Raw genomic sequence first — 3,060 nt, forward strand, 5'->3', positions numbered from 1 at the left:
TACTTTAAATAAACCCAATAAAGTCTTTTATATCTTTTGCGGTTAAATTTAAAATTAGTTTAACAAGTTCCTATTTAACTTTAATTTGCAAGATTTTCTTTAAAGTGACAAATGTCATTCAAATATTATTTTTATTAAGTCTAAATAAATATAAATTTGTTTTAATAAAAAATCAAAGCATTAAAACACATATCAATCATATCCATATCAATTTTTGTTTTTTCAACCGGCAGAAACTATTTGTCGGTTTTTTGATATAAAGATTTCCTGTACTCAATTCCCCATTTGGCAATTTCATCAATAATCGGCTCAATGGTTTTCCCATATTCGGTTATTTCATATTCTACAGTTACAGGTTTTGTGTCCAGAACAGTACGTTTGATGAGATGGTTGATTTCCATATCCTGAAGTTCTTTTGAAAGCATTTTGGCTGCAATACCGTCAATTTCTCTTAAAAGATCCATAAAACGCATTTTTTCGCTCTGCATTAAAGTTCCGAGAATATGAAATTTCCATTTTCCGGATAAAATTTCCATTGAATCTTTGATTGCGTTCATACGGTTTTTACAGATAGGAGTAATATTCAGGTTAGCTTCTTTTTTCATGATTTCAAAATAAATTATAGTGCTGTAAAGATAATAAAAAAACAGAAAGGTAGTTTCCTCGAGGAAACCAGTTTCTAAAAGGAAATCCATTACCAGAGTATGATGATTATATATTAGATTTGTGATAACATTAAAAAATTGTAAAATATTTATCATCTCAAAAAATGATAAACAATAAAATACTAACATTTATGTTCCTCACCGTAGCTTTAAGCAGTTGTAACGGACAGAATGATAAAAGTAAAAAAATGGAAAACAGATCTACAAATCCTCTATTATGCGATCCTGCGACAGGAGTTTGTGAAGTTCCCGGAGAAAAGTTTGAAATTGGGAATATTGATGTAATGACTGACGAAAAACCTGTAAAAGTTATTTATTTTACAGATCCAATCTGCTCTTCATGCTCGGGAATTGAGCCTCAGCTGAGAAAATTAAAACTGGAATACGGAGATAACATAGATATAGAATACAGAATGGGAGGGCTTCTTCCGGACTGGAGCTATAACAGCGGAGGAATCAGCAAACCTTCTGATGTTGCGCATCATTGGGACGAAGTAAGTCTTTATTACGATATGCCTATCGACGGCGATATCTGGCTACAGGATCCGCTGGATTCTTCTTATCCGCCTTCTATCGCTTTTAAAGCTGCGCAGATGCAGGACAGAGAAAAAGCACTTGATTTCCTGAGAGAGCTTCGTGAAATGGTATTTTTGAAGAAAAAAAATATTGCAAAATGGGAGCATATGGTAACCGCAGCAAAAAAAGCAGAATTAAATACAGATCAGCTGAAAAAAGACTTTGAAGGAAGAGCAAAAGAGCTTTTTCAGGAAGATCTGAAGCTGGCAAGAGAGATGGGAGTTCGCGGTTTTCCTACGATGTTTTTTACCAATGATGCAGGAAAAAGAGAAATTGTGTACGGTTCTAAACCTTACGCATTCTATGAAACGGCTGTTCTGCGAGTGAATTCGGACACCAAAAAATCTGAGTACTCTAAAAACTGGGAGAATCTTTTTGAAAAGTATAATTCGCTTTCTGCAAAGGAATTTTCAGAATTATCGGGAACTCCCAGAAAGGAAAGTGAAAGACTGTTAAACGAGCTTTCAGATAAAGGAAAACTAGAAAAGCTGACCACCAAAAACGGTTCTATGTGGACCCTTAAATCATAATTAATTTCATTAATATTTAGCAAGTTTTTTTTAACATCCGGAAGTTCATTGAATTTCCGGATTTTTATTGCCATTGTTATCAATGTAAAAGAATCTGCTCTTTAGGAGCAGATCCAGTAGATAAATACATCTCATTTTTTTAATTAGACAACAATAAAAAAGCACAGCCGACGATGCTGTGCTTAAATTTTTATAAATTTAATTGCGATTTCAGAATTGAAAAAAGCAAAATATGTTTCCACTTCAGTTGTATTTCATAGTAAATGTAGGAATAAAATGTTTGCCAGACAATATACTAAATGTTAAAATTTATATTTTTTGATGGATAAATTTGTGATATTATTTTTTTGTTAAATAATCTCCAAAAGCGGATTTATGGTCTTCTTTTTTGTTGGTATATACTTCGACACGTATTTTATTTTTTTGATACAGAAGATCAAAGCTTTGTTACTTTTTTGCATTAAATATCTTCTCGTCATTGAAAAATTCCTATCTTTATCTCATCAAAATCTCTTTATAAATAACGCCCAATATTTCAGGATAATATTATAGCCTGAAAATCCTATGGTTCAAAATCCGTGAACCCATTAAATCTTTTTTTTAAACCTAAAAAGCAATTGTACATTAACAATTTTGCTTTTGCATTATAAAGAGAATATCATGAATACAAATACAATAGCCGTTATCGGCGGAACAGGAAAATCGGGAAAATTTCTTGTTCAAAGTCTTTTAAATAAACAATATCCTATCAGAATGTTATTAAGGAATCCTGAGAATTTTACTCTTAAGAGTCCTTTGATTAATATTGTGAAAGGTGATGTCAGAAATTCTGAAGCTGTTCATCATTTAATTAAAGATTGTGATGTAGTGATAAGTACACTAGGACAATCAGTCGGCGAAAAATCAATTTTCAGCGATGCAACAAGTAATATAATTAAAGCAATGAATTCCTACGGAATCAAACGTTATATCGTTACAACAGGACTGAATGTAAATACACCATTTGATCATAAAAATGAAAAGGTGAAAATGGCAACCGACTGGATGTATCAAAATTATCCTGAAACAACTACCGATAAGCAAAAAGAATATGAGCTTTTGAATGAAAGCAATCTGAACTGGACATTGGTAAGGCTTCCTTTAATTAATCTGACTGATGAAGGTTTTGCGAAAAAAAATATTTTCAAGAATGGAAAAGGTAAAACATTTCCGGCACAAGTCTTGCAAAATTTTTAATTTTTTAGGAGGGTTGGATTCGAAAGAGGTCGGGGTAGGAAAAGGTGGAAGGC

At 32.2% G+C, this 3,060-nt stretch carries 3 protein-coding genes; 2 read left to right on the plus strand and 1 reads right to left on the minus strand.

Going from position 1 to position 3,060, the window contains the following annotated elements; all coding sequences use genetic code 11:
* Nucleotides 1-236: 236 nt before the first annotated feature.
* Nucleotides 237-605, minus strand: coding sequence for a winged helix-turn-helix transcriptional regulator (locus tag WFK35_RS21835; protein WP_076390327.1), 369 nt, complete (start codon nt 603-605; stop codon nt 237-239).
* A 248-nt stretch (nt 606-853) separates the two neighbouring features.
* Between WFK35_RS21835 and WFK35_RS21840 the strand changes: the two genes are divergently transcribed.
* Both WFK35_RS21840 and WFK35_RS21845 read left to right on the plus strand, forming a co-directional pair.
* Entirely contained in the window at nt 854-1,771 is a 918-nt protein-coding gene (locus WFK35_RS21840; RefSeq protein ID WP_336734669.1) for a ClpXP adapter SpxH family protein, read from the plus strand.
* A 660-nt stretch (nt 1,772-2,431) separates the two neighbouring features.
* Complete coding sequence (locus tag WFK35_RS21845; protein WP_336734667.1) at nt 2,432-3,007, plus strand: NAD(P)-dependent oxidoreductase; 576 nt, start codon at nt 2,432-2,434, stop codon at nt 3,005-3,007.
* Nucleotides 3,008-3,060: the final 53 nt, after the last annotated feature.

The sequence above is a fragment of the Chryseobacterium sp. VD8 genome (assembly GCF_037149975.1).
In the GTDB taxonomy this organism is placed as follows: domain Bacteria; phylum Bacteroidota; class Bacteroidia; order Flavobacteriales; family Weeksellaceae; genus Chryseobacterium; species Chryseobacterium indicum.

Excerpts from the sequence above, each read along its gene's own strand:
- WFK35_RS21835 (WP_076390327.1), bottom strand. The coding sequence starts at position 605 with ATGAAAAAAGAAGCTAACCTGAATATTACTCCTATCTGTAAAAACCGT.
- WFK35_RS21845 (WP_336734667.1), top strand. The coding sequence starts at position 2,432 with ATGAATACAAATACAATAGCCGTTATCGGCGGAACAGGAAAATCGGGA.
- WFK35_RS21840 (WP_336734669.1), top strand. The coding sequence starts at position 854 with ATGGAAAACAGATCTACAAATCCTCTATTATGCGATCCTGCGACAGGA.